This window comes from Pseudomonas sp. Irchel s3h9 (assembly GCF_900187475.1).
Lineage (GTDB): Bacteria > Pseudomonadota > Gammaproteobacteria > Pseudomonadales > Pseudomonadaceae > Aquipseudomonas > Aquipseudomonas neuropathica.
Map to the genome: position 1 here is coordinate 1 of NZ_FYDH01000022.1, position 26,086 is coordinate 26,086.

The 26,086-nt window shown below is 58.9% G+C and carries 23 protein-coding genes and 1 pseudogene; 7 read left to right on the forward strand and 17 right to left on the reverse strand.

Annotated features, from left to right (window positions below; translation table 11 throughout):
• The 3 genes from CKW26_RS27460 to CKW26_RS27470 form a co-directional block, all read left to right on the forward strand.
• A partial coding sequence (locus CKW26_RS27460) for an RHS repeat-associated core domain-containing protein (RefSeq protein WP_141231887.1) occupies positions 1 to 2,450 on the forward strand: 2,450 nt, incomplete at its 5' end.
• Complete coding sequence (locus CKW26_RS27465) at positions 2,450 to 2,809, forward strand: hypothetical protein (protein WP_095050901.1); 360 nt, start codon at positions 2,450 to 2,452, stop codon at positions 2,807 to 2,809. The genes CKW26_RS27460 and CKW26_RS27465, both read left to right, overlap by 1 nt.
• A 205-nt stretch (positions 2,810 to 3,014) precedes the next feature.
• On the forward strand, positions 3,015 to 3,425 hold the full coding sequence (locus CKW26_RS27470) for a hypothetical protein (RefSeq protein ID WP_095050902.1): 411 nt from the start codon (positions 3,015 to 3,017) through the stop codon (positions 3,423 to 3,425).
• Positions 3,426 to 3,468: 43 nt separating this feature from the next.
• On the opposite strand, the gene CKW26_RS27475 is transcribed toward CKW26_RS27470, so the two are convergent.
• Complete coding sequence (locus CKW26_RS27475) at positions 3,469 to 5,259, reverse strand: bifunctional diguanylate cyclase/phosphodiesterase (protein ID WP_095050903.1); 1,791 nt, start codon at positions 5,257 to 5,259, stop codon at positions 3,469 to 3,471.
• Between the two features lie 134 nt (positions 5,260 to 5,393).
• On the reverse strand, positions 5,394 to 7,478 hold the full coding sequence (locus CKW26_RS27480; RefSeq protein ID WP_177409296.1) for a carboxy terminal-processing peptidase: 2,085 nt from the start codon (positions 7,476 to 7,478) through the stop codon (positions 5,394 to 5,396).
• A gap of 138 nt (positions 7,479 to 7,616) precedes the next feature.
• On the opposite strand from CKW26_RS27480, the gene CKW26_RS27485 reads away from it, so the two are divergent.
• Positions 7,617 to 8,579, forward strand: a complete 963-nt coding sequence (locus CKW26_RS27485; RefSeq protein WP_095050905.1) for a zinc-binding dehydrogenase — start codon at positions 7,617 to 7,619, stop codon at positions 8,577 to 8,579.
• 149 nt (positions 8,580 to 8,728) lie between these two features.
• Here CKW26_RS27485 and CKW26_RS27490 read toward each other — a convergent pair whose 3' ends face one another.
• The 7 genes and pseudogenes from CKW26_RS27490 to CKW26_RS27515 all read right to left on the reverse strand — a co-directional run bounded on the left by CKW26_RS27490 (position 8,729) and on the right by CKW26_RS27515 (position 14,087).
• Positions 8,729 to 9,382, reverse strand: a complete 654-nt coding sequence (locus CKW26_RS27490; RefSeq protein WP_007916329.1) for an HAD family phosphatase — start codon at positions 9,380 to 9,382, stop codon at positions 8,729 to 8,731.
• 34 nt (positions 9,383 to 9,416) lie between these two features.
• Positions 9,417 to 10,406, reverse strand: coding sequence for an ABC transporter ATP-binding protein (locus tag CKW26_RS27495; protein ID WP_095050906.1), 990 nt, complete (start codon positions 10,404 to 10,406; stop codon positions 9,417 to 9,419).
• On the reverse strand, positions 10,403 to 11,203 hold the full coding sequence (locus CKW26_RS27500) for an ABC transporter permease (RefSeq protein WP_007916333.1): 801 nt from the start codon (positions 11,201 to 11,203) through the stop codon (positions 10,403 to 10,405). The genes CKW26_RS27495 and CKW26_RS27500 overlap by 4 nt, the downstream gene beginning before the upstream one ends.
• Positions 11,190 to 12,026 carry an ABC transporter permease subunit gene (locus tag CKW26_RS27505; RefSeq protein ID WP_172604543.1) on the reverse strand — a complete coding sequence of 279 codons (837 nt, stop codon included), beginning with the start codon at positions 12,024 to 12,026 and terminating at the stop codon, positions 11,190 to 11,192. Before CKW26_RS27505 ends, CKW26_RS27500 begins: the two co-directional genes overlap by 14 nt.
• Positions 12,027 to 12,031: 5 nt before the next feature.
• Positions 12,032 to 12,838, reverse strand: coding sequence for an alkaline phosphatase family protein (locus tag CKW26_RS27510; protein ID WP_095050908.1), 807 nt, complete (start codon positions 12,836 to 12,838; stop codon positions 12,032 to 12,034).
• A 50-nt stretch (positions 12,839 to 12,888) separates the two neighbouring features.
• Positions 12,889 to 12,978 (reverse strand): annotated as a pseudogene (locus CKW26_RS30340) (metal ABC transporter ATP-binding protein); the annotation flags it as partial.
• A gap of 41 nt (positions 12,979 to 13,019) precedes the next feature.
• Complete coding sequence (locus CKW26_RS27515; RefSeq protein ID WP_007916337.1) at positions 13,020 to 14,087, reverse strand: ABC transporter substrate-binding protein; 1,068 nt, start codon at positions 14,085 to 14,087, stop codon at positions 13,020 to 13,022.
• A 351-nt stretch (positions 14,088 to 14,438) separates the two neighbouring features.
• Here CKW26_RS27515 and CKW26_RS27520 point away from each other — a divergent pair, with 351 nt between their 5' ends.
• The gene (locus CKW26_RS27520; RefSeq protein ID WP_064121017.1) at positions 14,439 to 15,152 is read left to right on the forward strand and encodes a UTRA domain-containing protein; all 714 of its coding nucleotides are present in this window, start codon (positions 14,439 to 14,441) and stop codon (positions 15,150 to 15,152) included.
• A 496-nt stretch (positions 15,153 to 15,648) separates the two neighbouring features.
• Here the strand turns inward: CKW26_RS27520 and CKW26_RS27525 are convergent, their stop codons facing one another.
• The 8 genes from CKW26_RS27525 to minC form a co-directional block, all read right to left on the reverse strand.
• Positions 15,649 to 16,983, reverse strand: coding sequence for an amidohydrolase (locus CKW26_RS27525; RefSeq protein WP_095050909.1), 1,335 nt, complete (start codon positions 16,981 to 16,983; stop codon positions 15,649 to 15,651).
• Between the two features lie 64 nt (positions 16,984 to 17,047).
• Entirely contained in the window at positions 17,048 to 19,201 is a 2,154-nt protein-coding gene (locus CKW26_RS27530) for a mechanosensitive ion channel family protein (protein WP_095050910.1), read from the reverse strand.
• 77 nt (positions 19,202 to 19,278) lie between these two features.
• The gene (locus CKW26_RS30130) at positions 19,279 to 19,455 is read right to left on the reverse strand and encodes a hypothetical protein (RefSeq protein WP_163004785.1); all 177 of its coding nucleotides are present in this window, start codon (positions 19,453 to 19,455) and stop codon (positions 19,279 to 19,281) included.
• Between the two features lie 168 nt (positions 19,456 to 19,623).
• Positions 19,624 to 20,913 carry a M18 family aminopeptidase gene (locus CKW26_RS27535; RefSeq protein ID WP_007919200.1) on the reverse strand — a complete coding sequence of 430 codons (1,290 nt, stop codon included), beginning with the start codon at positions 20,911 to 20,913 and terminating at the stop codon, positions 19,624 to 19,626.
• A gap of 180 nt (positions 20,914 to 21,093) precedes the next feature.
• Positions 21,094 to 21,729: an RluA family pseudouridine synthase gene (locus CKW26_RS27540; RefSeq protein WP_016982865.1), complete on the reverse strand. Its 636-nt coding sequence runs from the start codon at positions 21,727 to 21,729 to the stop codon at positions 21,094 to 21,096.
• A 90-nt stretch (positions 21,730 to 21,819) separates the two neighbouring features.
• Positions 21,820 to 22,074: a cell division topological specificity factor MinE gene (minE, locus tag CKW26_RS27545; protein ID WP_003223146.1), complete on the reverse strand. Its 255-nt coding sequence runs from the start codon at positions 22,072 to 22,074 to the stop codon at positions 21,820 to 21,822.
• Positions 22,074 to 22,886: a septum site-determining protein MinD gene (gene minD, locus CKW26_RS27550; RefSeq protein ID WP_007913953.1), complete on the reverse strand. Its 813-nt coding sequence runs from the start codon at positions 22,884 to 22,886 to the stop codon at positions 22,074 to 22,076. The genes minE and minD overlap by 1 nt, the downstream gene beginning before the upstream one ends.
• A 169-nt stretch (positions 22,887 to 23,055) precedes the next feature.
• Positions 23,056 to 23,793 carry a septum site-determining protein MinC gene (gene minC, locus CKW26_RS27555; RefSeq protein WP_026000431.1) on the reverse strand — a complete coding sequence of 246 codons (738 nt, stop codon included), beginning with the start codon at positions 23,791 to 23,793 and terminating at the stop codon, positions 23,056 to 23,058.
• Between the two features lie 117 nt (positions 23,794 to 23,910).
• Here minC and CKW26_RS27560 point away from each other — a divergent pair, with 117 nt between their 5' ends.
• Positions 23,911 to 24,843: a lipid A biosynthesis lauroyl acyltransferase gene (locus CKW26_RS27560; protein WP_095050911.1), complete on the forward strand. Its 933-nt coding sequence runs from the start codon at positions 23,911 to 23,913 to the stop codon at positions 24,841 to 24,843.
• A gap of 35 nt (positions 24,844 to 24,878) precedes the next feature.
• Positions 24,879 to 26,051, forward strand: a complete 1,173-nt coding sequence (locus CKW26_RS27565; RefSeq protein WP_095050912.1) for a patatin-like phospholipase family protein — start codon at positions 24,879 to 24,881, stop codon at positions 26,049 to 26,051.
• Positions 26,052 to 26,086: the final 35 nt, after the last annotated feature.

Sequence of the window (26,086 nt, forward strand, 5' to 3'; positions counted from 1 at the left end):
ATTACTACTACGACACCCGGGGGCAATTGCTGTCGATCCGCTACCCGGACAGCAGCCGGCATCGGCTGGTCTGGAATAGCCTCGGCCAGTTGACCGAGGAAACCCTGCCCGACGGTGGCGTGCGGCGTTTTTCCTACGACGCACTGGGGCGACGGACCACAACCGCCGACGAACACGGTGCAGTCACCCGTCAGCACTGGGATGCCGTCGGCCGACTGATCCAGACGACATTTCCTACCGGCAGCACCCGGGCTTACAGCTACGGCGCCTACGGTCAGGTCACCGCCGAGCGCGATGAACTCGGGCGTATTACCCGTTATGAGTATGACGACGATCTGCACCTGGTTTCGCGGCGGATCAACCCCGACGGCACGCGGGTGCAGTACCGTTACGACCATGCGCAACTGCTGCTCACCGAGATCGAAAACGAATCAGGGGAAAAGTACCGGCTGGACTACACGCCGACCGGGCTGATTCGTCAGGAAAGCGGTTTTGATGGTCGGCGTACCACGTACGCCTATGACCTCAATGGGCATCTGCTGGAAAAGACCGAGTTCGGTGATGACGGCTCTTGTTTGCTCACTGCGTATGAGCGCGATGCGGCCGGGCGCCTGCTGGTCAAAACCCTGCCCGACGGCATCAAGGTCACCTACCAATACGACCGTCTCGGCCGTTTGATTGGGGTCGACGACGGTCAGCAACACCCGCTGGCCTTCGAGTACGACCGTCAGGACCGCTTGATCACCGAGCATCAGGGCTGGGGCACCCTGCGTTACCGCTACGACGCCTGCGGCCAGCTCAAACGCATGCGTCTGCCGGACAACAGCGTGCTCGACTACCGCCACGCCAAGGGCGGCGCGCTGAACGGGATTGACCTCAACGGCACGCCGTTGACCCGCCATGTCTATCAGTCCGGTCGCGAACAACAACGTCAGCAAGGCCTGCTGCTCAGCGAATACTCCTACGACGATCAAGGACGATTACTCGCCCACGCCGTAGGCCATCAGCGCGATGCCCTGTACCGCCGCGATTATGCCTACAGCGCCAACGGCAATCTCGCGCACATCGCCGACAGCCGCCACGGCCAGCGTACCTACGGCTACGACGCCCTCGACCGCCTGATCCGCGTACGCCACTCACGCGACGAACTGCCGGAATCCTTCGCCCACGACCCGGCCGGTAACCTGCTGATGCAGGACCGCCCCGGTCCCAGCCAGATAAAGGGCAATCGCCTGCTGATGCAAGGCGATCGTCATTACGACTACGACGCCTTCGGCAACCTGATCCGCGAACGTCGCGGCCGCGCGCAGACACTCGTCACTGAATACCGCTACGACTGCCAGCACCGCCTGATCGGCCTGACCCGCCCCGACGGCCAGACCGCCAGTTACCAATACGACGCCTTTGGCCGGCGCATCAGCAAAACCGTTGGCGGCGAGACCACCGAGTTCTTCTGGCAGGGCGATCACCTCGTCGCCGAAAGCAGCGAAAGCGAATACCGCAGCTACGTCTACGAACCCGGCACCTTCCGCCCGCTGGCGTTGCTCGACGGCAAAGGCCCGAAAAAAGCCTGTCCCTTCTACTACCAACTCGACCACCTCGGCACCCCGCAGGAACTCACCGACTACAGCGGCGACATCGTCTGGTCCGCGCAATACGACGCCTACGGCAAAGTCGCCGCGCTGACCCTGGCTGGCGACGACTACCTGAACCAGCCGCTGCGTTTTCAGGGGCAGTACTTCGATGCGGAAAGTGGCCTGCATTACAACCGCCATCGGTATTACGACCCGCGGCTGGGGCGGTATCTGACGCCGGATCCGATCAAGTTGGCGGGTGGGTTGAATCAGTACCAGTACGTGCCGAATCCGACGGGGTGGGTGGATCCGTTGGGGTTGACGTCGAACTGCCCACCGCCGAATAAGCCGGGTTGTGAGGTGCCCGGCGGTATTGGTGGGGCTAAGGTTGACGAGGGGGAGCCCGCGCTGCCGAAGATGACGGCGCAGGAGCGTAGAGCGAGGATTGATGTATTAGCTGAAGAAAACGCATACCGACGTTTGCATGAAATGGAGAATCCACAAAATGGAGAGCATTTTTTAGAAAAACACGGCGCACAAACAACCCTACAATCTCAATTTGAAAGAGCTATGACAGGGAGAAATCCAACGACTGGTGTCATAGAGACCTATATTGGTGGGTCAAAAGACGGAGAGCCTAAAATTCCAAGTGCGGCCACTCACTTTCTCAGTCACAGAGATCAGTTAAATGCTATCTATAGAGCGAAACTAATACTTCGTCAGACTGATCTCCAAACGTCTAGAAGGCCCATGGATATGGGGAAAATAGTTGGGGAAGGTTATACAAAGGAGGGAGTTTATGGGCAGCAGAATAACGCTGTTGTTATTCTCAGAGCAAATGGCGATACCATAACGTCGTATACGGATTTTGATTGATGAGAAAAATATATAAGATCGTGGATATAAAAAATTTACTGTTTGTTTTTGATATCGAAAATACTTTTGATGTCGAGCGGGAGCGGTTAATAGTTGAAAAGAACGTAAACGATCCTGAGGAGTTAACGGAGTTGTTCGATATTTTGTTAAAGCCGGAATTTTATGAGTATACGGATGCAGAACAAGAGTCTCTCATAAATACGGTCGATCATTTTTTGAAGGAGGATGACAATTTTGATCGTGTGTTTAACCGAATGACTACATATTTTGATGATGAGGTTACGGATCGGCTCAGTTTTATGAGGGTTTTGGTGGAGTGTTTGACGAAATATCGCAATGAAAAAACCTCAGGCCAATAAAGTTGCAGTTTCATAATGTGCAATGAGAGAGCGGCCCCCTTGGCGAGCGAGCCCGCCCTAACGCGAAGTTTTACCGATTAGTTGCGACGGCTGGTTCGCGAGCGGGGGCGCAGCGTCGAGCAAGTGCACGCTATTTTCCTGAATATTCTTCGCACGATGCTTCGTTTGCGAGGCCATTTACTGGCTTTCCAAGATAGGTGAACTTATGTTGATGCTACCATTTACAAGATTGCCATATGAGCCCCGGCTCTCTAACGTTCTGAGTGGGATATCGATTTATGATCGGGAAGAGACGCTTGGTCAGGCATTGTGGGATTACGATCCAAATAAGTATGATGATCGACAAGAAATAATTAAAAATTTCATTGTTCCTGAGTTTGATTATCTAACCTATCGTCATAGATATTTGATTTACAATCTCATTGAAAGCCATTTACAGGATGCTTGTTTTGATTTTTCTGGAGAGTTTGAAAGTGACTATGAAGATCCGAGAGTGCTCGCGTGGGACGAAACACAAATAATAGACGCTCGTGGTTTTTTTGAACACATATACGAAGTCGTAAGTGAATCATGGAAGGATGATTTACTTCGGGCGAGTCTTGAAGATCAAACATAATGGTGATTTTGATTGATCTGGCTAATTCGCGAAGTTGAAGAAATCAACGTTGGCCGACTAGTTGCGATGGATGGAGGTCTGGAGCGGTGAGACTATCAATCACATGCACGCTATACCCCGGAACATTCTTCGCATGATGCTTCGCCTGCGAGGCCATCTCAGCGAGTTGGCTAGCATCAAGGTGCGCGCAAGCTTCTGGGTGCAGATGAACGACACCAATGGACAGTGACAACAAAGGAAACTCCTGCCGCACCCCTTGGCGATTCGGCGCAGTAAAACATCCAGCCTCAAGGTGTTCAGGCCGATAGAAACGTCGGCACTGACTCTGGAAATCATCGAGCAGTTGATTAAGACGTTTGCGCCAGTCTTCCGGGCCGAGGACCAGGAGGAAGTCGTCGCCGCCAATATGGCCGACGAAGTCGCGGCTCGGGTCGACGCGCTCGTTGAGGCATTGCGCCAAACACAGCAAAACTTCATCACCACGCCCGTAGCCATAAATGTCGTTGAAGGGTTTGAAACTGTCGATGTCGACGTAGCAGATGACCGACTCGCGCCCCTGCTGCAGCAACCGCGTCAGGCATTGCTGGATCGGCACATTCCCCGGCAACAAAGTCAGCGGATTGGCATACCGCGCCTGTTGAATCTTCAACTCGGTGATCAGTTTGAGTACGTCGATCACCCGGCCAAGACCCAGGTAGCCGCCATTGAGGGTGATGATGAAGTCTTCTTCGATGCGTTGCCGCGCGCGGCTGGTGATCAGGCGGCTGACTTGTTGCAGCGACTGGCTCATTTCCACGGCGAGGAAATCGTCGTTCATCAGACGGCTGATCGGTTTACGCGCGAACAGGTCGGTGGCGAACGGTTTGAGCAACGCATCCGACAATGAGTGGCGGTGGACGATGCCGCAGGGTTGACCTTGTTCGTCGAGTACTGCCAGTGAGTTGAGGTTGGCCTGGCGGCGGAAGGCTTCGAGCACGGTGGCGGTCGGTGTGTCGCGGGGTACGGCTGGCTGGTCGTTGAGCAGGGCACTTAGGTCGCTGCCTTCGTCGTTCAGCGCAACGCTGCTGCTGTCGTGTTTGGGCATCAAGGCGCGGGCATCGCGGGGCGGGTGTTCCTGGGGGCGACCGAGCAAGTAACCCTGCACCAGATCGACGCCCATTTCAGTCAGCACCGCGAGTTCTTCCGGCAGTTCGATACCTTCGGCGATGACTTGCGCGCGCGAGGCTTTGGCGATTTGCAGGATCGAGCCGACAAACTCGCGCTTCAGCGCATCCTGATGAATGCCGTCGATGAAGTGTCGGTCGATCTTCACGTAGTCCGGGCGCAGTTCTGACCATAGCCGCAGGCTCGAATAACCGGCCCCGAGATCATCCAGCGCAATGGAAAAACCCATCGCTCGATAGTGATGCAAGGCGGTTTGCAGCAACTGAAAATCGTCGATCGGTGTTTGTTCAGTCAGTTCGATGACCACCTGACTCGGCGGAATGCCGAAATCCTGCAGCAACTGCAACGTGCGCCCCGGTTGGTGCGCGGCTTCAAGCAGGGATTCCGGTGAGACGTTGAGAAACAGTTTGCCCGGCAGTTGCTGCTCGTTGAAGCGACGGCAAGCGCTTTGGCGGCAGGCGATTTCCAGCTCGCTCAAACGCCCGGCCTGACGGGCCACGGCGAACAGCGCGATCGGCGAGTGAAGAGGGCTGTTGGAAGGGCCGCGCGTGAGCGCTTCGTAGCCGAGAATGCGCCGTTCCGAGAGACAAATGATCGGTTGGAACAGGCTGTGTAAACCGCTTTGAGTCAGGATCGAGCTCAAGGCACTCAGCTGTTCGGTCGTGGTCATGGCAATCTCTGGCGATAAAAAAAGGACTGGGAGCGTTCTCGATGAAGAGAATGGCTCCCAGTCCTTTATTGCACGACAGAATGATGACTGTTTGATGACGATCCGGGGATCGTCAGCACTAAATTGCCATCACCTTACTTCTTGGCCACCTGATTGCTCAGCTTCAGGTAATCCAGCAGCACGCGCCCGGTTTCGCTCAGGTAGGCATCGTCCTCCGGTTTGACCTTGTCCGGGTCAGCGGCCGCAAGAGCGTCTTCGTCTTCTTTCTTCAGCTCTTTAAGCGGCTCTTCGCCTTTGGCTTTGCGACGGATGTTTTCCATCGTCAGTTGCTTGGCGTCGATGTCGTTGTGCTGGGCACGGCGTTCGGCTTCGTTGAGGCTGACGGTTTTTTCTTCCATCAGTTTCTGCGCCAGGGCGAGCTTGTCACGGATGAACACGAACTCGGCATCCTTGGCGGTGCGCGTGTCATGCTCGGACTTGAGCTGCGCCAGGAACGGCTTGAACGGATCGGCCGCCGGTTTGATCGCTGCGCGGATGGTGTCCCACGGCATGGCTTCCGGCAGTGCGCTCTCGCCGATTTCCTTGGTGTCGATCAGCGACGGGTAGTCGATGTCCGGCAACACGCCCTGATGCTGGGTGCTCTGACCGGAAACCCGGTAGAACTTGGCCAGAGTCAGCTTCAGTTCGCCATGGTTCAGCGGCTGAATGGTCTGCACGGTGCCTTTACCGAAGGTCTGGCCACCGATGATCAGCGCGCGGTGGTAGTCCTGCATGGCGCCGGCGAAGATCTCCGAAGCCGAGGCGGACAAGCGGTTGACCAGCAACGCCATCGGACCTTTGTAGAACGCGCCCGGGTTTTCATCTTCGAGGACGTCGACACGGCCATCGGCATTACGCACGAGGACGGTCGGCCCCTTGTCGATAAACAGACTGGTCAGCTCCGTGGCTTCCTGCAGGGAACCGCCGCCGTTGTTGCGCAAGTCGATGACCACGCCGTCGACTTTGTCTTTCTGCAGTTCGGTCAGCAGTTTCTTGACGTCGCGAGTGGTGCTCTTGTAGTCCGGATCACCAGCGCGGAACGCCTTGAAGTCGAGGTAGAAGGCCGGGATCTCGATCACGCCGAGTTTGTAGTCCTTGCCGTCCTGTTTCAGGTTGAGCACGGACTTCTTCACGGCCTGGTCTTCAAGCTTCACCGCTTCACGGGTGATCGGCACGATCTTGGTGGTCTGGTCGTTCGGCGCATTGCTTGCCGGAATCACTTCCAGACGCACCACGGTGCCTTTCGGGCCGCGGATCAGCTTGACCACTTCGTCCAGACGCCAGCCGACCACGTCGACCATCTCTTTGTTGCCTTGGGCAACACCGATGATCTTGTCGGCCGGGGCAACCTGTTTGGTCTTGTCAGCCGGGCCTGCCGGCACCAGACGCACGACCTTGACCTGGTCGTTGTCGCTCTGCAACACGGCACCGATGCCCTCGAGGGACAGGCTCATGTTGATGTCGAAGTTTTCCGCGTTATCCGGCGACAGATAGTTGGTGTGCGGATCGTACGACATGGCGAAGGTGTTGATGTACGCCTGGAAGATATCTTCCGGACGGGTCTGGTCCAGGCGCGCCAACTGGTTCTTGTAGCGCTTGGTCAGGGTTTCCTGGATCTGCTTCGGCTCTTTGCCGGCGATCTTCATCCGCAGCACTTCGTCCTTGACGCGTTTGCGCCACAGGTCGTCGAGTTCAGCGGTGGATTTGAGCCAAGGTGCGTCCTTGCGATCAATCAGCAAGGTCTCCTTGGTGGTGAAGTCCATCTTGTCGACGCCTTTGTTCAGCTCGGCAAGGGCGAAGTCCAGACGCGACTTTACGCGGTCCAGATAGCGCTTGTAGATGGTGAACCCGGCGTTGAGGTCGCCGCTTTTGAGGAAGTCGTCGAACTGGGTCTTCCACTTGTCGAATTCGGTGATGTCGCTGGCCATGAAGTAGCTGCGCGACGGATCCAGCAGCTTGAGGTAGCTGTCGTAGATGATCACCGAGCGCGCATCGTCGAGCGGCGGCTTGCTGTAGTGGTGACGCTTGAGCAACTCGACGACGTTCAGGCTGGCGATGACTTCATCGCGATCAGGCTGCAACTTGTCCCAGCTGTTGGCTGCGAATGTAGTGCCCGACACCGGCAACAAACCGATACCGATGAAAAGAGCGAGGGCGGTGCTGGGGAGCAAATGCTTCATGCTGATTCGACGCGGGGACAATTGATAACGCATATTAGGCCGTCTTTGAAGTCGCCGGTTCTACGAGAGCCGGTCGCATAATGCAAAAAGCCCGGCGCTACAGCTTCGGGCTCAGTCCAGACTCACTATGGAGGCACTGTGAAGGCATTGCAAGGCGTTGACGGTCAAGTGGCATGGGTTGAAGAGCCGAGTCCTACGTGCGATGTAGGACAAGTCCGCATCCGAGTGGCGGCAGCGGGCCTCAATCGCGCCGATTTATTACAGAAAGCAGGGCTTTATCCGCCCCCACCAGGTGCCAGCCAAGTGCTTGGGCTTGAGTGCTCCGGGGTGATCAGCGAGGTCGGCGCCGGCAGTGCCTGGCAGGTTGGCGATAGGGTTTGCGCCCTGCTGGCCGGGGGTGGCATGGCCGAAGAGGTAGTCGTCGACGGCCGGCATGTGCTGCCGGTTCCCGAAGGCGTCTCGCTGATCGAGGCCGCCGCATTGCCTGAGGTTTATGCAACAGTCTGGCTGAATGTGTTTCAACTTGCGGCGCTCAAACCGGGTGAGAAAGTTCTCCTGCATGCCGGCGCAAGTGGAATCGGTTCAGCCGCCATTCAGTTGTGCAAGGCGTTCGGCAATCCATGTTGGGTAAGCGTCGGTTCGGCCGAGCGTTTGGCCTACTGTGAGGCGCTGGGTGCGCAGGGCGGGGTGCTGCGCACCGATGATCTGGAGAGCCTGCGTGATTTCGGGCCGTTCAATGTGATTCTCGATCCGGTCGGCGGCAATTATTCGGCGCTGAACCTCAAACTGATGGCGCTGGACGGCCGTTGGGTGTTGATCGGTTTGATGGGTGGCCGTGAGGCCAAACTGGATCTGGCGCAGGTCTTGGCCAAGCGTGTGCAACTGCTGGGCTCGACGTTGCGCAGTCGTGACGATCAGTTCAAGGCGGATCTGTTGAGTGATCTGGGCCAGCAGGTGTGGCCGTTGTTTGCCGAAGGGCGGTTGAGTCCGCAGTTGGCCAAGGCGTTTGCGGTGAAGGATGCCGAGGCGGCGTTTACGGAGCTGGCGAGCAACAAGGTGGCTGGCAAACTGGTGTTGGTGATTGACGAAAGTCTGAGCTGAGATCAAGGCAAAAAGCCCCTCACCCTAACCCTCTCCCAAAGGGAGAGGGGACTGACCGGGTTGTTCTGTCGAGCTACATCGACCTGACACTTCGAGGCGAACTTAGGTTTGGGATGTCAGCCTGTCTGCAATTGCAGATTAAATCTTTGTCATTTCCAGAGATGAATTGGCCAGTTGGCCTTTTCGGCGTGTTCCAGCAGCACTGGGTCCGGGTTGACCACATGCGGGAAATCCACTTTCAGCAACAACGGCAGATCATTGCGTGAGTCGGAATAGAAACTCGCGCCCTCGAGGTTCTCCTCTTCGGCATCCAGCCACTCCAGCAAACGGGTGATCTTGCCTTCGCGGTAGGTCAGGGTGCCGACGGTATGGCCGCTGTAAACGCCATGGGCGACTTCCAGTTCGATGCCGAGAATCTCATCGATGCCCAGTCGATCGGCAATCGGTCTGACCAGATGCGTGCCCGACGCCGAGATCACCAGAATCCGGTCGCCGGCTTTGCGGTGTGCGGCGATGGTCTTGGTGGCATCGCTGAAGATGATCGGTTCAATGAAGTCTTCCACCCACGGGCCGACCAGATGTTCGACTTCTTCCGGCGTGCGGCCGATCAGCGGTTCGAGGCTGAACTCCATGTAGTCTTCCATGCGCAATTTGCCATGGCTGTAGGCGTCCATCAGCTCGTTGTTCTTGCGCATGAACGACTCGGGATCGACCCAGCCCAGGCGCCCCATCTGCTCGCTCCAGAGGGTGGCGCAGTCGCCGTGGATCAACGTTTCGTCCAGATCAAAAATTGCCAGGGCCATCAGTGCAGTTCTCTCTTCAACGTCAGCAAAGTCATCAGGCTACCTCACACAGGGCCGTTGGATCGATGGAAAGTGCCAGTCGCTGACCGTCGGGATGCAGATCGGCCGCCGAGCGGTTAAGCACATCCACCACCAGTTCTACGCCGCGCGCTTCGATCCGGTAGCGGATGACATTGCCGAGCAGGCTGTGGCTGCGGATCTGCGCGTCGAGTTCGCCGTTGAGGCTCAATTCGATGGCTTCCGGGCGAATGGCGATGCGGTGGTTGATCGGGCGCTGCAACAGCTTTGATGCGTCATCAGCATCAAGCAGGTTGTAGTTGCCGATGAAGCCGGCGGCGAACACATCGACCGGTGCGGTGTACAGGGTTTCGGCGTCGCCGCTCTGGACGATTTTTCCCTGATTCATCAGGAAAATCCGGTCGGACATGGTCAGCGCTTCTTCCTGATCGTGGGTGACGAAAATCGTCGTCAGGCCGAGTTCGCGCTGAATCTGGCGGATCTGTTCACGCAGGTGTTTACGAATCCGCGCATCGAGCGCCGACAGCGGCTCGTCCAGCAGCAACAAACGCGGACGGGTGACCAGCGAACGGGCGAGGGCCACGCGCTGGCATTGGCCTCCGGATAGCTGATGTGGGTAGCGGCCGGCGAAGTCGTTTAGTTCCACCAGCTTCAACACCTCGGAAACGCGTTTATGACTGTCATCGGCATTGACCTTCTGCATGCGCAAACCGAAGGCAACGTTCTGCTCGACGGTCATGTTGGGGAACAGCGCATAGCTCTGAAACACCATGCCGATCCCGCGTTTCTGTGGGCTCAACGGCACGATGTCGACGCCATCCAGCAGGATCTTGCCGCCATCCACTGGCGTCAGTCCGGCAATGCAACGCAGCAGGGTGGACTTGCCGCAACCGGACGGGCCGAGCAGGGTGACGAACTCGCCCTTGTTGATTTCGCAGTCGATGTCGCTGAACACGGTCGTGCCGGCGTAGTTTTTCTGCAGGTGTTGGACGCTGACATAGCTCATTCGCTTTTGTCCTTGTTCAAGATGTTGGCGATCCAGGTCAGGACCAGCACGAAAAAGAAATACGAGATGACCAGCGCACTGGTGAAGTGACCGCTGCTGTTGCGCATGTTGTTCAGATAAACCTGCAAGGTTTCGTAACGCGTGCCGACCAGAATATTGGCGAAGACGAACTCACCGAACAGGAACGAGAACGACAGCAGCAACGCGACCATCAGGCCTTTGCGCAGATTCGGCAGCACCACCAGAAACGCCGCTTGAAAGGTGCTGGCGCCGAGCAGTTGCGCAGCGTCCATCAGGTCGCGCAGGTTGATCGCTTGCAGATTGTTGGTGATCGCCCGGTACATAAACGGCAGGGCCACGGTGAAGTAGCAGCCGATCAGAATCCACGGTGTACCGACCATGGCCATTGGCCCGGAACCGTAAAGTTGCAACAGTCCCACCGACGACACCACCGGCGGCACCGCGAAGGGCAGCAGGATGAGGATGTTCATCAGCGCATCGAGTTTCGGAAAGTGGTAATGCACCACGAACAGCAGCGGCAGGATCAGCACGACTGAAAGCACCAGCGCGCCAACGCACACCAGCAATGACTGGCCGAATGCGTGCAGGAAACGCGGATCGCTCCACAACTGGATGTACCACTTGAAGGTGAAACCGCTGGGCAGGATGGTCGCTGACCAACTGCTGGCGATCGAATAGACCAGCGTGCCCACGAGTGGCAGCAAGAGGATCGCGAACAACAGATAAACCACGACGCGGTGGTAGAGGCCGGCCGGGCCGGATTCAGCGCGAGACATGGTAGCTCCTCTTCAACAGCAGTTGATGCACGACGGTGACGATGGTCATCAGCGCCACCAGCACCACGGCCAACGCGCTGGCCAGATTCGGGTCGAGGGAAATATCGCCGGAGACCATCGCAGCAATACGGATCGGCAGGACGTTGAAGTTGCCCGTCGTCAACGCGTACACCGTGGCGTAGGCACCGAGGGCGTTGGCCAGCAGGATCACGAACGTACCGAGCAGCGCCGGGGTCAGCACCGGCAAGCCGATATGCCGCCAGAATTGCCAGCCATTGGCGCCGAGCAATGCGGCGGACTCGCGCCAGTCTTCACGCAAGGCGTCGAAGGCTGGGTAGAGCAGCAGCACGCCGAGGGGAATCTGGAAGTAGGTGTAAAGGATGATCAGGCCGGTTTTTGAATACAGGTTGAAATCCTGAATGATCCCCGACTGCTTGAGCATGATGGTGATGCTGCCGTTGAAACCGAGCAGGATGATGAACGCGAAGGCCAGAGGCACCCCCGCGAAGTTGCTGGTCATGTTGGCGAAGGCGTTGACGAAGTTGCGCAATTTCGAGTCGACCCGGCGCAGCGAATACGCACCGAGTACTGCGATGATGATGCCGAACACACTCGACCAGAAACTAATCTCCAGGCTGTACTGAATCGCCTGCAAGTAAAATTTCGAGCTGAAGATTTTGCTGAAGTTGGCGAAGCCCCAGCCGAACTCTTCCGATTGCAAGCTGTTGATCATCACCCAGACCAGCGGGGCGATTTCAAAGACGATAAAGAACAGCGCGAAGGGCACCAGGCACAGCGCCGCCAGCCATTTGCCGCGAGTCATCGAGTTCACTTGAGCAACTCCCGGCACACAGGTTTGTCGTGGGGCACGCCGAGCAGTTCGCAGACGGTGCCGCAGATTTCGGTCTGCTTGGGTGCGGCGCCAGCGTCGAGGCTGAACGCGTCACCGAGGACAAACAGCGGCACCTGGCGTTCTTCCGGCAACAGGCCGTTGTGCGAGCGATCGTTGTTCATGCCGTGATCGGCGGTCACCAATACCTGATAGCCCGCGTCGAGCCAGCTTTGCAGATAGTCGGCAAGGATGATGTCGGCGAAGCGCGCGCTGTTGCGGTATTGCGAAGAGTCGAGGCCGTGCTTATGCCCGGCGTCGTCGATGTTCATCGGGTGGATCAACAGGAAATTCGGATCGTGGCGCAGGCGCAGGTTTTCCGCGTCGGCGAACAGATGCGAATCCGGGTAGTGATCGCTCCAGTAGAAATGCCCGTGCTGGATCGGCAGCGACAAATTGTCGGTGTGGCGGTCGCGGGCGGCTACGAACGGCGAACGGTTATACAACTCGCTAACCCAGTGATACGCCGCTGCAGCAGTCTTCAGACCGGCATCGCGGGCGTAGTGATAAATGCTGCGCTGATTGGACAGGCGCGAGACGTTGTTGTGGACGATGCCGCTGTCGATCGGCGGCACACCGGTGAGGATGCATTCATAAAGCGGTCGGGACAGGGCCGGCAGTTCGCACTCCAACTGATAGAGCGCGGCGCGCCCTGCGCCAACATAAGCCTGCAGATGCCCCATGGCGTGACGTGCGACCTCGTAGTTGAGGCCGTCGAGCACGACAAGGATGACGTTGTGCTTCATAGGGGCAAAAACTCCGCGAAACAGGAAATTTCAGATTCAGCCGAGATCCCCTGTGGGAGCGAGCCTGCTCGCGAATGCGGCAGATCATTCAACATTGATGTCGACTGACACGACGCCTTCGCGAGCAGGCTCGCTCCCACATTTGGATCTTCAACAGATCACGCAGTAGTGATAAGCCGGTTTATTTCATCTCTACGATGACTTCCTCGTTCCACTGCTGTGGCAGGGCTTTCGAAGTTTTTTCCCACGCATCGGCGTCTTTGATCGGGGTGACCTTTTTGTACTGCTCGTTCGGCAGCAGTTTGGCCTTCACGTCTTCCGGCAGTTGCAAGTGCTCGGCACGGATCGGGCGGGCGTTACCGCGGGCGAGGTTGGTCTGGCCGGCGTCGCTGAAGATGTATTCGCGGGTCAGCTTGGCGGCGTTCGGGTTTTTCGCGTACTTGTTGATGATGGTGGTGTAGCCGGAAATCACCGAACCGTCGGACGGGATCAGCACCACGTAGTCATCCGGGTTGGCCATCTTGGCTTTGTAGCTGAGGCCGTTGAAGTCCCAGACCACACCGACTTCGATCTCGCCTTTTTCCATGGTGGCGATGGTCGGGTTAGCCATCGACAGACGACCTTGCTTGGCGATGTCGGCGAACAGCAGCAGGGCAGGCTTGATGTTTTTCTCGTCGCCACCGTTGGCCAGTGCCGCAGCGAGAACGCCGTTGGCGGCTTGGGCGGCGGTGCTCACGTCACCAATGGAGACCTTGTATTTGCCGCCCTTGAGGTCAGCCCATTTGGTTGGCACTTCGGAGCCGTGCAGCAGCTTTTTGTTGACGATGAAGGCGATGGTGCCGGTGTAGGCCAGCGCCCAGTTGCCGTCCTTGTCCTTGGCCCAGTCCGGGACTTGATCCCAGGTGCTTGGCTTGTACGGTTGCACCACGCCTTGCTTGACCGCGATCGGGCCGAAGGCCGCACCGACGTCGCCGATGTCAGCGGTGGCATTGTCTTTTTCGGCGGCGAACTTGGCGATTTCCTGGGCCGAGCTCATGTCGGTGTCGATGTGCTTCAGGCCATAGGTTTTGGCCAGGTCTTCCCAGGTGCCTTTCCAGTTGGCCCAGTCATCGGGCATGCCGACGCTGTTGACGGCGCCTTCCGCTTTCGCAGCGGCTTCGAGGGTTTTCAGATCGGTGCCGGCCGCCATGGCGGAGGTGCACATTGCAATGGTCGAGCCTAACAGTGTTGCCAGGAAAAGCTGTTTCATTCCGAAGCTCCTTGGTCGTGTTCAACGCTGCGATTGCGGTGTGTGTTGGTCTAGGTCAGCAATACCTGAGCCAATTTAAGGGGGCTGGATGACACTTTGATGTCGGCGGCCTTGTGTCAGGCCTTTTATTTGCCTGGTATTGGCGGCTGCCAGATAAGCGTAGACCATGCCCAAAGGCCCGCAGAGCAAGGGACTTGGCCGATGTATTGCAAGTCGTGAAGACGACCGTTCGGTAGTTTTGTCATCTCGCGGTCATCTGCACTGCCTAGGCTTGCAACATCAGGAAACGGCTTGATCGCCGTGCAGTTTTGCCCCGAAACAGTGCTGGTCTAGTCCAGATAGGTAACGTTGATGCGCGATGAGGCAACAAAAGCGGTGACAGCGATTGGCCAGGTGTTGCAGGAGCAACTCGATCACGGGTTGCTGGCGGCGGGCAGCAAGTTGCCGGCCGAGCGCAAGCTCAGTGAGTTGTTCGGTACGACGCGGATTACTGTGCGAGAGGCGTTGCTGCAACTGGAGGCGCAGGGGCAGATTTATCGTGAGGAGCGCCGTGGCTGGTTCGTCTCGCCGCCGCGTCTGGCCTATAACCTGATGCAGCGCAGTCACTTTCACGCGATGGTCAGTGCGCAAGGGCGGGTGCCGTCGACCGAGGTGATTTCGGCGCGGTTGCAGCCGGCGTCGGCGGCGGTGTGTGCGTGGTTGCAGTTGCCGGCGTTGTCGAGCGTGATTCAGATTTGCCGGTCGCGGCGGATTGATGGGCGGTTGGTGTTGTATGTGGAGCATTATTTGAATCCGCAGTTTTTTCCGGGGATTCTTGAGTTTGATTTGAATCAGTCGATCACCGAGTTGTATGCGCGGCATTACGATTTGCACTATGGGCGGGTGCGGTTTGAGATTGTGCCGACGTCATTGTCGGTGGATGCGGCGGCGGCTTTGCGGGTGTCGGTGGGGAGCCCGGGGTTACGGATTGCTCGGGTCAATTATGATCAGCATGAGCGGTTGATTGATTGTGATCTGGAGTTTTGGCGGCATGATGCGATTCACGTTGGGGTTGATGTGGTTTGATCGTTTTGGGGGGCATATCCGTTGCTTCGGGTGGTGCTGATTAGGGTTCCGCCCTTACGGCGGGTCACTTTTTCCAGACGCCGAAAAAGTAACCAAAAAGGCTTGCTCCTGCGTGCGGCCCGCTCGCTGGGGCTCGGGGTTCCTTCGCTCCGGGATCGATCCGGGCGCAGCGCCTACGGTTTGCTTCGCTGCACCTCCTCTCGCTGTGTTTGGCTGCGCCAAACGGTCGCTGCGCTCCCACCCCCGGATCAATCCCTCCACTCAGCCTTCCGACGTCGCCCGTGGATCAAGATCAAGAACGGTACTCGAGCTTGCGCTCATTGTGTTGAGTGGTGAGAAGCCGAAGCGATACAGGTTTACCGGTTGGCTCAATCCTCGTGGGAGCTGGCTTGCCAGCGATGGCGGCCTGACAGCCGACCTGTTTCTGGCAGGCTGTACAGGGTCCAAATGTGGGAGCGAGCTTGCTCGCGAAGGCGCCCCCACAGTCACCTCATCCCTACTTGCCCGCCCCAGCATTGGCATACAGATAATCCGTCGCCAACGAGGCCAATGTTCTCACGCCTACCACCAGCGCCGACTCATCGACAAAGAACCCCGGATTGTGATTCGGCGCTGCCTTGCTCATGTCCTGGTCTCTTGGCGTCACGCCGAGAAACACAAACAGTCCCGGCACTTCCTTGGCAAAGAACGAGAAGTCTTCCGCGCCACCCACCAGCGGTGCATTCACCACATCATCCTTGGCCGCCCACTTCAACGTCGGCAGCATTTTTTCCGTCAGTGCCGGGTTGTTGATGGTCGGGTCGTATTTTTCGATGATGGTGACGTCGGCTTTGGCGCCGCCGCTTTCGGCGATTTTTTCCACGGTCTGGCGGACGTCGGCATGCAGTTTCTGGCGGATGCCGTAGTCGTAGGAGCGGATCGTGCCGGTCATGTCGACGGATTCGGGAATGATGTTGTAGCGCGTCCCGCCGTTGATGGTGCCGATGCTGACCACTGACGGATAAGTCGAGATATCGGTGCGGCGGCTGACCACGGTTTGCAGGCCGACGATAGTTTGCGCGCCGACGGTGATCGGGTCGATGCCGTCCCAAGGGCGGCCGGCGTGGGTCTGTTTGCCGAGGATTTTGATGCGCAGGTCGTCGGAGCTGGCCAGGGTGGCGCCTGGGCGGAAGGCGATCTGGCCGGCGGGAACACCGGCCCAGACGTGCAGGCCGAAGACCGCATCGGGTTTCGGTGATTTCATCACGCCTTCCTCGACCATCATTTTCGCGCCCCAGGTGTTTTTTCCGTCGGGGATGAAGTCGCTTGGGCCTTCTTCGGCAGGCTGAAAGTAGAACACCACGGTGCCGGGCAAGGTGTCGCGCATGCCCGTGAGAATTTTCGCCGTGCTCAGCAGGATCGCGGTGTGGGCGTCGTGGCCGCAGGCGTGCATGACGTCGACTTCTTTGTCGAGGTAGGTGCCTTTGGCTTTCGAGGCGAAGGGCAGGTCGGCGACTTCCTTGACCGGCAGCGCGTCCATGTCGGCGCGCAGGGCCACGGTCGGGCCGGGCAGGGCGCCTTTGAGCACGGCCACTACGCCGGTGCGGGCGACGCCGGTTTTGACGTCCAGGCCCAGAGCTTGCAGTTGTTTGGCGACCAGTTCGGCGGTGCGCTTTTCGGTGTTGCCGAGTTCCGGGTGGGCGTGGATGTCGCGGCGGGTTTCCAGCAGTTCCGGCTCGAGCTTGTGCGCTTGTTCGGCGATTTGCGTGCGGGTGCTTTCCAGCGTGGCGGCACCGGCGTGGCTGGCGAACAGGGTGAGTAGAACGGCTTGGGCAATGCGCGTCAGTTGCATCGGTCTCTCCTTGATTATTGTTGTCGGGCTTCCCTGCCTGTGACTGCAACCGCGCGCCTGAGTGCTATTCCTTCGGCTGACCGCCACCGGCAGTGATCACTTGCACGCTCATGCGCGGCGTTGCCAGGTCGAGTCCGGCTTCGTCGAGATGGCGTTTGAGCGACAGGTTGAACGCCCGGGACACTTCCCACTGTTTGATCGGTGCGGTCTTGAAGCGTGCGCGCAGAATCGCGCTGCCGGACTCGAAGCTTTCGACACCCTGAATCTCCAGCGGCGACCAGATGTTGCGCCGCTGCAACGGATCGGTGCGCATCTTCTGGCCTACTTCGCGCATCAGTTTGATCGCGTCGTCGATTTCCATGTTGTACGGCACTGCGACGCGGAAGATCGCGTAGCCGAATTCCCGTGAGTAGTTCTTGATGCTTTTGATTTCGCTGAACGGGATGGTGTGGACGATGCCGTCGATATCGCGCAGGCGCACGGTGCGGATGGTCAGGCCTTCGACAGTGCCGAGGTGGCCGCCGACGTCGACGTAGTCATCGATGGCCAGCGAGTCTTCGATGATGATGAACAGACCGGTGATCAGGTCCGCGACCAGTGACTGCGCACCGAAACCGATGGCCAGACCGATCACACCGGCACCGGCCAGCAGTGGCGTGACGTTCATGCCCATGTTCGCCAGCGCGACGATCAGCGCAATGATGAAGATCGCCACGAACAGCACGTTGCGGATCAGCGGCATCATCGTCTGCGCCCGCGCATTGGCCAGGCCTTTGCGCGAGCGGGTCAGGGCGTGGTGCACGGCGGTGTCGGCGAGGATCCAGATCAGCCAGGAGAAAACCAGTGTGCCAATCAGGCTGAACAGTTTGACGCTGATGTCATGGCCTTCGCCTTCGGCAAAACCGATCAGCGACTGGCCCCACACGCGCAGGCCAAGTTCGATGAAGACCAGCCAGACCAGCAAGTGCGCGAGCGTGTAGAAGAAGTTTTTCAGGCGTTCGGAGTAGAGCGCGTGACGTTTCGGCCCGCGTTGCGGTTTCAAGGAATGACGGCGCACGAGGCCGTTGATCACCATGCACAACACCAGCAGCACGGTGCAGATCAGCGACTGGCGCAAGGCGGTGCTGGTGTCGCCGGCGGAGACGAAGGTGGCGAATAGCGAGATGCCGACCAGCACCAGCGCCGGCACGTACCAAAAGGTGCCGAGGATTTCGATGGTGTCGCTGAGCGCGCGGCGGGTCAGGCGTCGTGACAGCGGCTGATTGCGGATCAAATGCGCGATCGGTCGGCGGAAACGCAGGATGAACAAGCCGGTCGACAGCGCCGCGAGGACATTGGCGATGGTCGCGGCGGTGTGGGCCAGATGCACGCCGAGGCTTTCGATCAGGCGTGGATCATTCAGCGCCTCGCCGAACGCGGCGAAGCTGCCGATCAGCCACAGCGGCCGGAACGCCTGATGACGGAGGATGTACAGCGCACGATGGCGGTGCGGGCCGTCGAGCAGGGAAAACGCAATCACGCAGATCGCCGAGAAACAGGTGCCGACCACCAGCGCATAGGCCAGCACCATCGCCAGGCTTTTACCTAGAGACGACGGCAAGGCGTAGCTCATGTAAACGGTCATCACTAAAGCGATCAGCCACGGCCCGAGTTTGCGCAGGGCGAAGCGCAGCATGTCGAGGGCTTTGGGGTGTTGCGGCAATTCTTCAGTGAGGCCGAAACGCATGCGCACGCGATGGCCGAGCCAGATCAGCGCGGCGGCAAGCAGACTCCACACCGCGAGGATCATGGCGAAGCCGAAGATGATCGGCAGCCATTCGTTGGCCGGCAACATCATGCCGCTCAGCTCTTCCTTGGCCAAGTCGAACTCGTTGCCCCAGCGGTTGAGCGGGCTGTCGGTACCGGTGAATTGCTTTTCGAAGTTGGCGAGGGTCCCGCCGATCAGGCCGAGTACGCCTTCTTCGGGGCTGGCCTGGGCCTTTTTGGTGGCGTCGCGCAGCTTCTTCAGGTCGGTCAGCAGTTGCGCGCGTTGCTTGTCGTTTTCCAGCGACTTGATGACTTCGTCGAGGGACTGGCCGAGCGGTTCCTGGGCTTCGGGTTGCGCCTTGTTGGTGTTGAGCAGGCCCGGCAGACCGACCGCGTGGGCGGACGCCATCGGCAGCAGTGTCATCAGGCAGACAAGGAACAGACTGGGCAAAGCAAAAAGACGAGCGAACACTAGGCGGTCAACCTCGCAAGGGGCGGATTCGCTGGAGTGTACGAGGCCCACCCATTCAATGCGAGCCGGGCGCGGATTTATTCGTTGAGTTTGGCGAGGATCTTGTATACCACGGTGGCGAGGATCGTCAGCATGCCGATCCACATGGCGAACACACCGGCGTTCTTGTCGCGGAAGTTGAAGCCGATGGCCAGCAGGATCATTCCGCTCAGGATCGGAATGAGCATGGCGTGGAACGAAGACATCGAGATCATGGAGACTGCCTTGTCGAAATGAATGATGTAAGTCTAGGTCGGTTTCTGCCGACCGCTATTGATCTGAGTAGGAGCTGCCGAAGGCTGCGATCTTTTGATTTTGTTTTTAAGATCAAAAGATCGCAGCCTTCGGCAGCTCCTACATTGAATCGCAATTTGCCGAAGCTTTTAAGGCAATTCGCGGCAGGCGTAGAACGCGCTCAGCACTTTGACCAGGTGCGCCAGGTCATGGCTGCCGCACAGTTCGCGGATCGAGTGCATGGCGAAGGTCGGCAGGCCGATGTCGACAGTGCGCACACCGAGGTGGCTGGCTGTGATCGGGCCGATGGTCGAGCCGCAGCCCATGTCGCTGCGCACCACGAAGCTCTGTACCGGGACTTCTTCGGCCATGCACAGATGGCGGAAGAAGCCGGCGGTTTCGCTGTTGGTGGCGTAGCGCTGGTTGCTGTTGACCTTGATCACCGGGCCAGCGTTGAGTTTCGGGCCGTGGTTGGCATCGTGCTTTTCCGCGTAGTTGGGGTGCACGCCGTGGGCGTTGTCGGCCGAGACCAGCAGGGATTTCTGGATGGTGCGGACGAACTCGTCACCTTCCGGCAACAGACGGCGCAGTGTCTGTTCGAGCATCGGGCCGTCGGCACCGCAGGCCGAGCAGGAGCCGACTTCTTCGTGGTCGTTGCACACCAGCACGCAGGTTTCGTCGGTTTCAGCGGTGAGCAAAGCTTGCAGGCCGGCGTAGCACGACAACAGGTTATCGAGGCGCGCGCCGGCAATGAAGTCGCCATTGAGGCCAATCACTGCAGCACTTTGCGTGTCGTAGAAACTCAACTCGTAATCCAGCACGACGTCGGCGTTCAAGCCATGTTCGCGGGCCAGTTGATCGGTGAGCACGGCACGGAAATCGACACGCTCGTCACCGGCGAATTGCGCGAGGATCGGCGGCAGTTCGGTCTGCGCGTTGATCGCCCAGCCTTGATTGGCTTCACGGTTGAGGTGAATCGCCAGGTTGGGAATGATCGCGATCGGCGCCTTGAAATCGATCAGTTGGCTTTCAACCTTGCCGTCGCGGCGAAAGGTCACGCGGCCGGCCAGCGACAGATCACGGTCGAACCACGGTGCCAGCAACGCACCGCCGTAGACTTCAACGCCCAGTTGCCAGAAACCCTGACGCTGCAGTTCCGGTTGCGGCTTGACCCGCAGGCACGGGCTGTCAGTGTGCGCGCCGACCAGGCGGATACCGCCGTGCAGTGGCGAAGTGCGGCCCATTTTGATCGCGACGATCGAAGAGTCATTACGGGTGACGTAGTAGCGGCCGTTCGGCTCGGTGGTCCATGGCTCGCGCTCGTCGAGGCGCACGAAACCGGCAGCCTCCAGACGCTGAACAAGACTGGCAGTGGCGTGGAACGGGGTAGGGGAGGCCTTGAGAAAGTCGATCAGGCCTTGGTTCAACTCTTCGCGCATAAGAAACTCCAGACAGCAATGGGCGGGAGTTTAACGCATCGGCCGGGGAATTGAATCTGCACCGGATCCGTGTAGGAGCTGCCGAAGGCTGCGATCTTTTGATCTTGTTTTTGATTTACGAAACACCAGATCAAAAGATCGCAGCCTTCGGCAGCTCCTACAGGGGGTCAGTGTTGTCGGTCAGAACGGGGCGGGGCACTCGAAGCGCAGGCGTTCGCCGGTTTGCGGATGGGTGAAACTGAGCATGCTCGCGTGCAGGCACAGACGCGGCCAGGCGGCCAGAGCCTGCTCGTGAGCGTAGAGCCCGTCACCGAGCAGCGGGTGCCCGATCGACAACATGTGCACGCGCAACTGGTGCGAACGACCGGTAATCGGCGTCAGCTCGACGCGACACCAGTCGCCGCAACGCTCCAGCACGCGCCAGAAGGTCAGCGCGTGTTTGCCGAATTCGTGGTCGACGACGTGGCGTGGTTTGGTCGGCGGGTCGTAACGCAGCGGCAAATCGATGCTGCCGCTGTCGAGTTCCGGCTGACCCCAGGCCAAAGCGGTGTAGGCCTTTTCGGTTTCGCGGTCGTGAAACTGGCGCGACAGTTCGCGATGCGTGTCGGCGTCACGCGCAAGCAAAATGATGCCAGAGGTTTCCCAGTCCAGGCGATGGACGATGCGCGCTTCCGGGTAGCCGTTTTCCTGCAAACGGGTAATCAGGCAATCCTTGTTGTCGTCGGCGCGACCGGGCACCGAGAGCAGCAACGTCGGCTTGTTCACCACCAGTACGGCGGCGTCCTGATGGAGGATGTGGATGTTGGACAGCGGCATTAAAACAGCCTCGTAACAAATGCCAACGGCGGTTCAGGGCCATTCCCGCATGGGATGGCCCTGAACCGCCGTCGTACCTGCCGGATCGACTCAGCGATCAGGCAGGGTGATGTTGAGTTCCAGAATCGAGCAACTGCCCTGGCTTTCCAGTGCAACATGTACGTCGTCGTTGCCGATGTTGACGTACTTGCGGATCACGTCGACCAGTTCCTTCTGCAAGGCTGGCAAGTAATCCGGCGTGCTGCGCTGGCCGCGCTCATGCGCCACGATGATCTGTAGACGCTCTTTCGCTACCGAGGCGGTACTTGGCTTTTTGTTGGCACGAAAGAAGTCAAAAAGGTTCATTACCTACCTCCAAACAGGCGCTCGAAGAATCCCTTCTTCTCGACATCGAGGAAACGGTGGGCTTTTTCTTTGCCCAGCAAACGGTCGACGGTATCGCTGTAGGCCTGACCGGCATCGCTCTGGTCGTCGAGAATCACCGGGACGCCCTGGTTGGATGCCTTGAGCACCGCCTGGGATTCCGGGATCACGCCGAGCAGGGTTACCGAGAGGATTTCCTTGACGTCTTCAACGCCCAGCATTTCGCCCTTTTCAACACGCTCTGGATGGTAGCGAGTGATCAGCAAGTGTTCCTTGATCGGGTCTTCGCCACGTTCGGCGCGGCGCGATTTGCTGGCCAGCAGGCCCAGCATGCGGTCCGAATCTCGTACCGAGGACACTTCCGGGTTGGTCACGACGATCGCTTCATCAGCGAAGTACATGGCCAGGTGAGCACCTTTCTCGATGCCCGCCGGGGAGTCGCAGACTACGAACTCGAATTGTTCCTTGAGCTCCATCAGGACTTTTTCCACGCCTTCGACAGTCAGCGCGTCTTTGTCGCGGGTCTGACTGGCGGCCAGTACGTAGAGGTTTTCCAGGCGCTTGTCTTTGATCAGCGCTTGTTGCAGGTTGGCTTCGCCGTTGACCACGTTGACGAAGTCATACACCACGCGGCGCTCGCAACCCATGATCAGGTCAAGGTTACGCAAGCCCACGTCGAAGTCGACGATCACTGTTTTGTGGCCGCGCAGAGCGAGGCCGGTACCGATAGCGGCGCTGGTGGTGGTCTTACCCACACCACCCTTGCCGGATGTAACCACGAGAATCTTGGCCAAGGTGTTTCACCCCTAAGGAAGAAGGACTTTTTAGCCCCTGAAAAACATCTCTTGAAAACTACTGCAGTCGGACAGCCTTGGCTGGAATTTGGCTTTGAGCCTTTTTCCTACTTCGTTTGAGCCGTTTTCGCTACGTTTTAGAGATGCTTGGAAAATGCGGCAGTATCCGTTAAAGCCGAATGATGTTCAACACGTCGCCCGACAGGCTGACCTGTACGCCCGAGCCCCACATAGGGTCGCGACGCAAATCTTCGGAAACCTTGTAGTGACCGGCGATGGAGATCAGTTCAGCGCTCAATTGCTGACAGAAAATCCGTGCCTTGGTGTCACCCTTCACGCCGGCCAGCGCCCGACCACGCATCGGGCCGTATACATGGATGTTGCCATCGGCGAGAAGTTCCGCCCCCGGACTGACCGAAGACACCACGACCAAATCGCCACCCTGGGCATATATCTGTTGGCCACCACGTACTGGCGTGGTGATGACGCGGGTCGGTTTGACCGTTGGCTCAGGCGGTTTTTCCGGTTTCTTTTTGACTTCGGCTTCGGGTGTTTCCAGCGGCCGTTCGCGGGCGCCCGACGGCGGCAGCACCGGAATGTCGATAGCGATGGCGGCGGCAATGTCTTCGATGCGACTGGCGCGAATCGCCAGGGTGCGCAGGCCATGTTGACGGCAGACGCGCATCAGGCCTGGCAGATCGACGGCGCCTTCGCTCGGCGGCAGTTTGTCCAGCGCCAGAACCAGCGGCGCGTTGCTGAAGAAGTTCGGCGCCTGGGCAACTTTGGCGGCCAATTGCCGATCGAGGCTTTCGAGGTCGTTACGGGCCAGTTCCAGCACAGTAATGGCCAGCATGCTGCCCTTGAGCTGGAATACGGGATCTTGGTCTAACGGTTCGGTTTGGCTCATGTCGGCATACAACGGCTTGTCACTAAAAGTGCCGAGACTTATAACGAGAACGCCCGCAGGCCGCAAGCCGGGTCGAACGATGTAGAATGCGCGGCCACTGTATTTACGGAAGCTTTAATGGATCGCCCGCGTTTTCGAAAAGCATTTCTTGCTCCACGCTTCTGGCCGCTCTGGTGCGGTCTGGGGCTTTTATGGCTGATCGTGCAGTTGCCGTATCCGGCCTTGCTGACCATCGGTCGAGTTTTGGGCGCGCTGATGTATCGCGTGGCCGGCGACCGGCGGCGCATCGCCAAGCGCAATCTTGAACTGTGCTTCCCGGAAAAATCCGCCGCTGAGCGCAAACGCCTGCTCAAGGAAAATTTCGCCTCCACCGGCATCGCCTTTTTTGAAATGGCTATGAGCTGGTGGTGGTCGCGCGAGCGTCTGGCCAAGCTGGCCCACGTTGAAGGCCTGGAGCATTTGCAAAAGGCCCAGCGCGAAGGCAAAGGCGTGATCCTGATGGCGGCGCATTTCACCACGCTGGAAATCGGTGCAGCGCTGCTCGGCCAGCAGCACACCATCGACGGCATGTACCGCGAGCACAAGAATCCGTTGTTTGACTATGTTCAGCGTCAGGGCCGCGAGCGGCACAACCTCGATTCGCTGGCGGTGGAGCGTGACGACGTGCGCGGCATGCTCAAGCTGCTGCGTTCCGGTCGCGCGATCTGGTACGCACCGGATCAGGACTACGGCGCCAAACAGAGCATCTTCGTGCCGCTTTTTGGCATTCAAGCCGCGACCGTGACTGCGACCACCAAGTTTGCTCGTTTGGGTAAAGCGCTGGTGGTGCCGTTCACGCAGGAGCGTCTGGCCGACGGCAGCGGTTATCGCTTGGTGATTCATCCGCCGCTGGAAGATTTCCCCGGCGAAACCGAAGAAGCTGACTGCATCCGCATCAATCAGTGGGTCGAGAGCGCGTTGCGTGCCTGCCCCGAGCAGTACCTGTGGGCGCATCGACGCTTCAAGAGCCGTCCACCGGGCGAGCCGAAGCTGTACGCCAAACGCGGTTGATTCCCCCATCCTTTCAAGCACCATGGAGTGTTGCGATGAGCCCAACTGAACCGGTCACAGGTTTGATTCTTTCCGGCGGCGGGGCTCGGGCGGCGTATCAGGTGGGGGTGCTGGCGGCGATTGCCGAATTGCTGCCGTTGGGCGCCGACAATCCGTTTCCGGTGATCGTTGGCACCTCGGCCGGGGCGATCAATGCGGTCAGCCTCGCCAGTGGCGCTACCGACTTTCGCGCTGCGATCGAGCGTCTCACCTTGTTCTGGCAAGGCTTTCGCAGCCATCGCGTGCTACGCAGCGACTGGCCCGGGGTTATCCGTCAGGCCAGCCGTTTTGTCAGCCACAGCCTGCTCGGCCTCGGCCGGCAACTGCCGGTGGCGCTGCTCAACAGTTCGCCGCTGCGCGCACTGCTCAATGAAAAGCTGCACATGCCCGGTATCGCCGAATCGATCGCGCGCAAGCAATTGCATGCGGTGGCGGTGACGGCGTTCGGCTACGAATCCGGGCAAGCGGTGACGTTCTATCAGGGCGGCGGCAAGATCGATTCATGGCTGCGGCATCGGCGCATTGGTGTGCCGACGCAGCTGTCGGTGGATCACCTGCTGGCCAGCTCGGCGATTCCGTTGTTGTTCGCGCCGGTGAAAATCGGTGATGAATATTTCGGTGACGGTGCGGTGCGGCAATCGGCGCCTATCAGCCCGGCGCTGCACTTAGGGGCGAGCCGGGTGCTGGTGGTCGGTGTCAGCGGCAACCCGCGCGGGTTTGATCCGCAGCAGCCGCTGGAGCGCGCCTACACGGGGCAACAGCCGACGCTGGCGCAGATTGGCGGGCACATGCTCAACAGCACGTTCATTGACAGCCTCGAGAGCGACATCGAGTTGCTGCAGCGTCTCAACCAGTTCAGCCACTTGATGCCTGCCGGCACGCCGACGCGCGAGTTGGGCGTGGCACCGGTGGAGGTGTTGGTGATTTCGCCGAGTCAGCCGATCGATGAGATTGCGGCACGGCATCGCCAGGAGTTGCCGGCGGCGTTACGTCTGTTTCTGCGCGGGCCGGGGGCGACCAAGACGAGTGGGGCAGGGGTGTTGAGTTATCTGTTGTTCGAGGCGGGGTACTGCAGCGAGTTGATTGATCTGGGGCGGCGTGATGCGTTGGCCAAGCGCGAGGAGTTGTGCCGGTTTTTGGGCATATCCAAAGCGGTGGTTCCAGCCTGAGATCGGTGGTGCGGCAATCGCTGGCAAGCCAGCTC

Coding starts and splice junctions, on each gene's coding strand:
- CKW26_RS27560 (WP_095050911.1), top strand. CDS start 23,911: ATGGATCGCCCGCGTTTTCGAAAAGCATTTCTTGCTCCACGCTTCTGG.
- minE (WP_003223146.1), bottom strand. CDS start 22,074: ATGAACCTTTTTGACTTCTTTCGTGCCAACAAAAAGCCAAGTACCGCC.
- CKW26_RS27495 (WP_095050906.1), bottom strand. CDS start 10,406: ATGAGCTATGTCAGCGTCCAACACCTGCAGAAAAACTACGCCGGCACG.
- CKW26_RS27490 (WP_007916329.1), bottom strand. CDS start 9,382: ATGGCCCTGGCAATTTTTGATCTGGACGAAACGTTGATCCACGGCGAC.
- CKW26_RS27565 (WP_095050912.1), top strand. CDS start 24,879: ATGAGCCCAACTGAACCGGTCACAGGTTTGATTCTTTCCGGCGGCGGG.
- minC (WP_026000431.1), bottom strand. CDS start 23,793: ATGAGCCAAACCGAACCGTTAGACCAAGATCCCGTATTCCAGCTCAAG.
- CKW26_RS27535 (WP_007919200.1), bottom strand. CDS start 20,913: ATGCGCGAAGAGTTGAACCAAGGCCTGATCGACTTTCTCAAGGCCTCC.
- CKW26_RS27500 (WP_007916333.1), bottom strand. CDS start 11,203: ATGTCTCGCGCTGAATCCGGCCCGGCCGGCCTCTACCACCGCGTCGTG.
- CKW26_RS27470 (WP_095050902.1), top strand. CDS start 3,015: ATGTTGATGCTACCATTTACAAGATTGCCATATGAGCCCCGGCTCTCT.
- CKW26_RS27515 (WP_007916337.1), bottom strand. CDS start 14,087: ATGAAACAGCTTTTCCTGGCAACACTGTTAGGCTCGACCATTGCAATG.
- CKW26_RS27480 (WP_177409296.1), bottom strand. CDS start 7,478: ATGAAGCATTTGCTCCCCAGCACCGCCCTCGCTCTTTTCATCGGTATC.
- CKW26_RS27465 (WP_095050901.1), top strand. CDS start 2,450: ATGAGAAAAATATATAAGATCGTGGATATAAAAAATTTACTGTTTGTT.
- CKW26_RS27520 (WP_064121017.1), top strand. CDS start 14,439: ATGCGCGATGAGGCAACAAAAGCGGTGACAGCGATTGGCCAGGTGTTG.
- CKW26_RS27475 (WP_095050903.1), bottom strand. CDS start 5,259: ATGACCACGACCGAACAGCTGAGTGCCTTGAGCTCGATCCTGACTCAA.
- CKW26_RS27505 (WP_172604543.1), bottom strand. CDS start 12,026: ATGACTCGCGGCAAATGGCTGGCGGCGCTGTGCCTGGTGCCCTTCGCG.
- CKW26_RS27510 (WP_095050908.1), bottom strand. CDS start 12,838: ATGAAGCACAACGTCATCCTTGTCGTGCTCGACGGCCTCAACTACGAG.
- CKW26_RS27525 (WP_095050909.1), bottom strand. CDS start 16,983: ATGCAACTGACGCGCATTGCCCAAGCCGTTCTACTCACCCTGTTCGCC.
- CKW26_RS27540 (WP_016982865.1), bottom strand. CDS start 21,729: ATGCCGCTGTCCAACATCCACATCCTCCATCAGGACGCCGCCGTACTG.
- CKW26_RS30130 (WP_163004785.1), bottom strand. CDS start 19,455: ATGATCTCGATGTCTTCGTTCCACGCCATGCTCATTCCGATCCTGAGC.